This is a genomic window from Levilactobacillus muriae (assembly GCF_045862015.1).
GTDB classification, from domain to species: domain Bacteria; phylum Bacillota; class Bacilli; order Lactobacillales; family Lactobacillaceae; genus Levilactobacillus; species Levilactobacillus muriae.
The window spans coordinates 82,535-89,438 of record NZ_BAAFRU010000012.1 but is presented as its reverse complement, the minus strand read 5'-3'; the positions used below and the strand labels follow the sequence as shown (position 1 = coordinate 89,438).

General features: G+C 44.7%; 6 protein-coding genes. 3 read left to right on the top strand and 3 right to left on the bottom strand.

All coding sequences use genetic code 11. From position 1 onward, the window contains the following. Nucleotides 1–205: 205 nt before the first annotated feature. Both gnd and ACKTSF_RS09955 read right to left on the bottom strand, forming a co-directional pair. Nucleotides 206–1,645 (bottom strand): NADP-dependent phosphogluconate dehydrogenase, encoded by a 1,440-nt coding sequence (gnd, locus tag ACKTSF_RS09960; RefSeq protein ID WP_407889024.1) that lies wholly within the window; start codon nucleotides 1,643–1,645, stop codon nucleotides 206–208. Between the two features lie 148 nt (nucleotides 1,646–1,793). Next, nucleotides 1,794–2,225: a MarR family winged helix-turn-helix transcriptional regulator gene (locus ACKTSF_RS09955; RefSeq protein WP_407889022.1), complete on the bottom strand. Its 432-nt coding sequence runs from the start codon at nucleotides 2,223–2,225 to the stop codon at nucleotides 1,794–1,796. An 81-nt stretch (nucleotides 2,226–2,306) separates the two neighbouring features. Between ACKTSF_RS09955 and ACKTSF_RS09950 the strand changes: the two genes are divergently transcribed. Further along, complete coding sequence (locus ACKTSF_RS09950; RefSeq protein WP_407889020.1) at nucleotides 2,307–2,759, top strand: GNAT family N-acetyltransferase; 453 nt, start codon at nucleotides 2,307–2,309, stop codon at nucleotides 2,757–2,759. A 122-nt stretch (nucleotides 2,760–2,881) separates the two neighbouring features. On the opposite strand, the gene zwf is transcribed toward ACKTSF_RS09950, so the two are convergent. Beyond that, nucleotides 2,882–4,369: a glucose-6-phosphate dehydrogenase gene (gene zwf / locus ACKTSF_RS09945; protein WP_407889018.1), complete on the bottom strand. Its 1,488-nt coding sequence runs from the start codon at nucleotides 4,367–4,369 to the stop codon at nucleotides 2,882–2,884. 522 nt (nucleotides 4,370–4,891) lie between these two features. Here zwf and ACKTSF_RS09940 point away from each other — a divergent pair. Continuing rightward, complete coding sequence (locus ACKTSF_RS09940; RefSeq protein WP_407889016.1) at nucleotides 4,892–5,095, top strand: hypothetical protein; 204 nt, start codon at nucleotides 4,892–4,894, stop codon at nucleotides 5,093–5,095. Between the two features lie 272 nt (nucleotides 5,096–5,367). Beyond that, nucleotides 5,368–6,879 (top strand): MFS transporter, encoded by a 1,512-nt coding sequence (locus ACKTSF_RS09935; RefSeq protein ID WP_407889014.1) that lies wholly within the window; start codon nucleotides 5,368–5,370, stop codon nucleotides 6,877–6,879. The last annotated feature ends 25 nt before the right edge of the window (nucleotides 6,880–6,904 follow it).

Below are 6,904 nucleotides of genomic sequence, written 5' to 3'. Positions count from 1 at the left end.
GTGGATGGATATAGGTCTGCGACTATATCCCTTTTTTGTACATTTTTTTACATTCTTTGATTATACAAAAATATCCGTTGCCAGTAATCAAATTCATTTGATTACCAACAACAGATATTTTAGAACCCTTTTTCTATGGTGTGAGCGTCCAAGACAAGACAAAAAAGACGCCATAACGGCGTCTTTTTCAATCGGTTTTAATGATTTATTGTTCTTCGTACCATGAGTAATGGAAGTCACCAGGACGGTCACGACGTTCGTAAGTGTGAGCACCGAAGTAGTCCCGTTGTGCTTGTAGCAAGTTAGCTGGCAAGACTTCAGCACGGTAGCTGTCGTAGTAAGTGATAGCAGCTGACAAGCTAGGTACAGGAATACCAGCTTGAACGGCCATAGCGACAACGTCACGCGTTGATTGTTGGTACTTAGCAGCAACTTCTTTGAAGTAGTCATCAAAGAGTAAGTTGGTTAAGTCAGGTTCCTTGTCAAAGGCATCGGTAATCTTTTGCAGGAATTGGGCCCGGATAATGCAACCGGCACGCCAGATTTGTGCTAATTCACCGAACTTCAAGTCCCAGTTGTTCTTTTCAGAAGCAAACCGGAGTTGTTCGAAGCCTTGAGCATAACTCATTAACTTACCAAAGAAGAGGGCTTGGCGAACCTTTTCAACGAATTCAGTTTCGTCGCCGGTGTCAACCTTACCTTGCTTTTCAGCAGGTGCCAAGACTTTAGATGCCTTAACACGTTCGTCTTTAAGCATAGAGATGTAACGTGCGTAAACAGCTTCAGTGATAACTGATTGTGGTACTTGAACGTCTAAGGCGTCTTCAGAACTCCACTTACCAGTACCCTTGTTGTTACCACGGTCCAAGATAGCATCCAAAATGGATAAGTTCTTGTCATCGCCTAAGTCATCCTTACGAGTCAGGATGTCAGCAGTGATTTCAACCAAGTAACTGTCAAGTTCACCCTTGTTCCATTCTTTGAAGATGTCAGCCATCTTGTCAATGGAGATGCCAGCAACGTTACGCATGATGTTGTAGCTTTCATCGATCAGCTCTTCATCACCGTATTCGATACCATTGTGGACCATCTTAACGTAGTGACCAGCACCGTTAGGGCCGATGTAAGATACACATGGCTTGCCGTCTTGGTCAGCTTTAGCGGCAATTTTTTCCAAGATTGGGGCAACTAAGTCGTAAGCTTCCTTTTGGCCACCTGGCATTAAGGAAGGACCTTGTAAGGCACCCAGTTCACCACCGGAAACACCCATACCAATGAAGTTGATACCGGACTTGTCCAGTTCAGCGTTACGAGCCATCGTGTCATGGAAGTTCGTGTTCCCACCATCGATGAGGACATCATGCTTGTCCAACAGAGGAAGCAGTTCGTGAATAACGGCATCAGTTGGCTTACCAGCCTTAACCATCAAAAGAATCCGCCGTGGCGTTTCCAAAGACTTAACGAAGTCTTCCACCGTGTAACTTGGAACTAACTTCTTTTCGCTGTGGTCTTTCATAACTTGTTCCGTCTTGCTGGAGGAACGGTTGTAGATCCCAACCGTGTACCCGCGACTTTCAATGTTCAGGGCTAAGTTCTTGCCCATGACAGCCATACCAACAACACCAATATTAGCTTTTTCTGCCATTAGAAACCTTCCTTTACTTTGTTAAGATTGATTTCGGTTTTACCAACTCCTAGTGTAGCATTGAACAAATTAAAAGGGAACTCATTTGACTGCTTTTTTTCAAAATAATTTACGCTTTTGTAAAAAAATTTCGTTAAGCCGTACGCAACTAGTCTTGAGTCAGCTGATAGTCTCTAACATTAGCCGCAACTTTCCCCAATAATTCCTCGAGAATAAGCTGTTCACCTGCGGAGAGACCGTGAGTCCCAATAGCTAAGATGTGTTGCTCGTAGGCTTCCAGCTCGGGGTAGATGGCGCGGCCCTTGTCTGTGGCAATCAGAGGCCGTAGCTTCTTGTTAGCGGCATCGGATTGTCGGGCCACGTATTGATGCTCAATCAGTTTGCGAACGGTTCTCAGGCAGGTTGAACGGTCTACGTGGAGCTGATCGGCCAGTTCAGTCTGGGTGATACCGGGATTCTCAAAAATCCGCATTAAATAGATGAATTGATTGTTTTGAAGGTCGTCACGCTGAAAAAGTTGGTTCCCAATAATTGAGGTCGACCGGGCGATCAGACCGATACTCCGAAAAGAATTTGCCATATTTTCTCCTTTTTAGTTGCATTTGAAATTAAAATGCGCGATACTGATAGACATATTATAACACGAAGAAAGAATGATTTGATGATTAAATGGCATGTTGGCGTACTTAATGATTTATCCAGCGAAGAACTATATAAAGTTGCATATGAACGTATTAGAACATTTGTGATCGCCCAGGACCGGATTTACCAGGAAATTGATGAAATCGATCCCATTGCCCGCCATGTGTTGGGTTTTCGGGGTGATCGGTTAGTGGCGTACGCGCGAATCTTCAGAGAGAATGGACATGTTACGTTTGGTCGCGTTCTGACGATTCCGGAAGTCAGGGGACAAGGCGTTGGTCGGCAGCTAATCGGTCAGATCGAAGCCGAGATTCAGCGGCACTATGCGGGGGAACTGATTAGCATTGAAGCTCAGATCGACAAGCGCGGTTTCTATGAAAAGTTTGGCTATCACGCGTTAGGTACTGTCTTTAATTTCAACGGCTCTCCTCACATTCGAATGGATAAAACAGCCTTACGAATGGCGGAGTAAAATGTAATTGGCTGTAGGTAGTCCGATGATTGGTGAAATCCTGATAGTCGTGGCCAACAACCGACATAACAACTAAAAACGTCGATCACCCAGTAGTGGGTGGTCGACGTTTTCGTCTAAATTTAGTTGTTTAATCGGTAGACCCATTCACGGTGGTCGCGTTGAATCAATTCTTCAGCGGCGGCAGGTCCCATGGAATGTGGCGTGTAGTTAGGGAATTGTGGTTCTTGTAAGTCCCAAACACGACGGATTTGGTCCACAAACTTCCAAGCGTAGGAAACTTCTGGCCAGCTGGAGAAGTTGGTACCATCACCCTTTAAGACGTCGTGTAACAGACGTTCATAAGGTTCTGGCGTATCCTTAGACTTCTGAGCGTCGACCAAGTAGTCCAATTTGATGGGTTCCGTTGAGAAGCCGGTGTCGTTGGTCTTGGCATTCAGTTGCAGAGAGAAACCAGCGTGTGGTTCAACGAAGATCGTTAAGACGTTGGCAGCCAGTGGGGTATTTTGACTTTGTGGAAAGGCAAAGATATCCACTAATGGCCGCTTGAAGACAACGTCAACCCGGGTGAACTTGTCGGCCAGCATCTTCCCAGTCCGAATGTAGAATGGGGTGCCAGACCAACGGTAGTTGTCGAATAACAACTTTCCGGCAACGAACGTTTCAGTCGTTGAATCGTGAGGAACATTGTCTTCATGACGATAGTCTGCTTGTTCGTTGATTGAACCGTATTGACCACGAACAAAGTTGGTTGCGGCATCGGCGACGTTGTAAACACGCAGGCTCCGTAAGGCCTTAACTTTTTCAGCTCGGATATCAGTATCGGTGAAGGCTACAGGTTGTTCCATAGCTAACAGGGAAACGATTTGCATGATGTGGTTTTGGACCATATCCCGCAGAGCCCCACTGTTGTCATAGTAGGAAGCCCGTTCTTCAACGCCAAGCTTTTCGGATAACGTGACTTGGATGTTGTCGATGTAACGGTTGTTCCACAGAGATTCAACCAAAGTGTTCCCGAAACGCAGCGCTTCGATGTTTTGAATCATTTCCTTACCTAAGTAATGGTCGATTCGGAAGATTTGGTCTTCGTCGAAGGACTTGCTTAAGGCGTCGTTTAATAATTTAGCGGAATCGTAATCCCGACCGAATGGCTTTTCGATGACGAGGCGGTTGAATGCATCGCCGGCATCAGACAGCAAGCCTTGGGTCTTTAAATCTTGGGCAATCGTGCCGAAGAATTGAGGCGCCATGGACAGGTAGAAGATGCGGTTACCCTCTGCCTTGTATTTCTTATCTAACTTGTCCATCAGTTCCTTCAGAACAGCATAGTGAGCCGTGTCAGTAACATCATGGTCTTGGTAGTAGAAATGGGAAACGAAGTCATTTGCTTCCTTAGAGTCCGTCCGGTTACCGCTATCTGCCAAAGACTTCTTGATAGCAGTACGGAACTTATCGTCGTCCATCTTTGCACGGGAAGTCCCGATTACGGCGAAATGGGACCGCAAGTTACCTTTACTATAAAGATTGAAAAGACTTGGATAGAGCTTCCGGTAAGCTAAGTCACCAGTACCACCAAAGAATAAGAATACAGCTTTACGTTCAGTTGCCACGAGATCGTCACTCCTTAAATTTAAAATCGTTATATGAGCAGTGTCTACAAATCAAAAACATTGAAGGTCGCTATCGGTTAGCCACGGGTGGGGGCAACCATCCGGGAATCCGCGAGTTGCCTAGCAAAAAGCATGTCTAGACCACTTCAAAAGTTATTATACGCTTCTTTTTAATGAAACGCGACCTTTTTAAACCAAGAATTTAAAATTTAGACAACCGGTTGCAATGCTATGAAAACAGCGATTACACGATTTCTAGTTTTCATGAAAGCAAAGTAGTTCTTCTTGGAAACTAGTGGAAACGGCGTGAGACATAGAAAACTATGAAATCGCTATCACCCGTAGTTTAACAAAAAAACTCGGTGAAGTAACGTTAGACGAGTTGGATTGTTGAAACTATTTTCATGGAAAATAATTAATTGGCACGGTGACCAAGGAGGACAAGCGCTGGCCAGTATGTTTAGTGACCGACCAATGACTTCTATCTTAGTCGGCTAAGTCCTTCGAGGGCTCAAAGTCAGCTTGGCTAAGGTCGAGGGTCTGGGCGTAAATGTTTTACAGTTTGTGGCCCTAGACTTGATGCCGGGGCCGGGGGATGGGAGAAGTCTATGGGAACGTTTAAATAACCAAGCCAAAACAATCCGGATAGATGAAGTGGCGGACTTCTTAGCAATGATCAGTGGAGGGTTCGTGAGCAGTTGGTCACCAGCACCACGACTGAGTTAGGCTTTTGTGGGTGGAGAGACAGACATTTTGAGCAGGTTAACTGAAACTAGTTAGACGGATATACATATTGGCTGTATCAAATATACAGGTTTATCAAGTGCTTGAAAAAATAAATAAAAGCCCAGTTACCTTGCAGGGCTTCACTTACATTGTGATTGAAGGCTTGAACGTGTAAGCGCTTCATTGACGGCGTTTTTATCGGATTTTATGCTTAACGAGAACTTATGAGTTGGCAGACTTAAGTCGAAAATCTAGAGATAGGAGCTGAAAGAATGGGCAGGAACAAAGTTTATACGCCACGTAAAATTACGGTATGGCGTGGCATAGGTTACGGTATTGTTGATTTTGTCGGCGGTGGCTCGATGACGATCATCGGTGCTTGGATGCTTTTCTTCTACACCTCATATTGTAATTTAACTGCAGTTCAGGGTGCTTCAATTATTGGGGCTGCTCGAGTGGCCGATGCAATCTGCAGTTTATTGATGGGAAGCCTAACGGATAATTTCTACAAGACAAAGTTAGGCAAGCGGTTCGGACGTCGGCACTTCTTCTTGCTGATGGGGTCGCCACTAATGCTGTTGTACATAACGCTTTGGATTGCGGGGATGAATTACTGGTACTACTTTGCAACGTACATGATTTTTGAGGTCATCTCAAGTGCCATGATGATTCCGTACGAAACTTTACCAAACGAAATGACCGATGACTATAACGAGAGAACAAAATTATCTTCTGCTCGGATGTTTATCTCAGCAGGGGCAACATTTTTAGCTACCTTTATTCCGGGCCAGCTGTTTGCCATTCTTGGCCAGAATAGTCCGGTACCGTTCTTAGTAAATGGAACTATGTTTGCGATTATCTTTGTTATCGGTGTTTATGTTTGTTACGCAGTTACTTGGGAAAAACCAGTGACACCTGAAATGGCGGCAGAGCTTGAGAAAGATGCCGTTAACAGAGGGAGTATGGGTCAAAGAATTTGGGGCCTGCTGAAAGACTATGGTTCCACTCTGAAAATTAAGAGTTTCCGGAAGCACTTACTGATTTACTTATTTTCCTTTACGGGAAAGGATACATTCAATACGGTATTTGCCTACTTCTGCATTTATTGTTTAGGATTGTCAGCGACAGTGGCCGCTAACATGTTGTCCCTTTCTCTGATTGGATTGCTCGTAACCATTGTTGCTGGATTTGCCATGGTCAAGTATGGGCCAAAGTTCCTTTATATAACTGGCTACGGATTGATGTTACTGATGCTAATTGCTTATTATGTTTGTTTCCAGCTCCATATCAGCCATCATATTATCCTGATTCTCTTCTTTGTCTCATTGATTTACCAAATCGGGCGCGCCACTCTTGAATTTACGCCATGGAATGTTTTTCCCTTTATTCCAGATTTGGATGAAATTGTGACAAAGCGCCGGCGGGCCGGGATCTTTGCTGCCGTCATGAGCTTCACGCGTAAGTCGACGGTGGCGGTTGCGACGATTGCCGTCGGTTTCATCTTGGATGGGAGTCATTTTGTCAAAAATGCAACATCTGAACCAATAGTTGCTCAGCATGCGATCGCCAACATCCTACTATTTGGTACTGGCGGTTTGATTATTTTGGCATTATTAGTTGCTTTGACCTTCAAGCTAAATAAACAGAGTCACGCCATTGTGTTAGGTGAAATAGATCGTCTACGTAACGGTGGTCGTAAAAAGGATGTGGATCCTAAGGTTGCCGAGACGGTTAAGGATTTGACTGGTGTTGATTACGACAAGGTTTGGCCAGACAATCAATAATTTTAGTGAATAAGTTATGGGAGGA